Genomic DNA, 302 nt, shown 5'->3' on the forward strand with positions numbered 1-302 from the left:
GTACGCGAAATTATTTTATTGAGTATTTGGCAAATAACATTAAATGTTTCGGCAGTGGCATTAAAGTCGTTCATTTGTTTGAGTAAAACCGGCATTAATTTATCAAGAATATTACGCCCTCGATTACCCACTTTTGCTTTAGATATACGTTGTTTAAAGTCGTGTAGTGGTGTTTGCCAATCTTCCCTGGGATCATTTAAAAAACTCACATCACCATGATCCCAAGTACTAATAAATGCGCCTTCGCAAGTATCTAGCGGCTCGGTTTCCTCCCCTATTACATGATTAAACTCATTATGAAT

1 pseudogene is annotated in these 302 nt (G+C 36.8%); it reads right to left on the bottom strand.

The features are described 5' to 3' along the window. Nucleotides 1-302, bottom strand: a pseudogene (locus tag AAEY62_RS21580) (bifunctional [glutamate--ammonia ligase]-adenylyl-L-tyrosine phosphorylase/[glutamate--ammonia-ligase] adenylyltransferase); the annotation flags it as partial.

The organism is Pseudoalteromonas sp. GW168-MNA-CIBAN-0100, assembly GCF_040309225.1.
Classification (GTDB): domain Bacteria; phylum Pseudomonadota; class Gammaproteobacteria; order Enterobacterales; family Alteromonadaceae; genus Pseudoalteromonas; species Pseudoalteromonas arctica.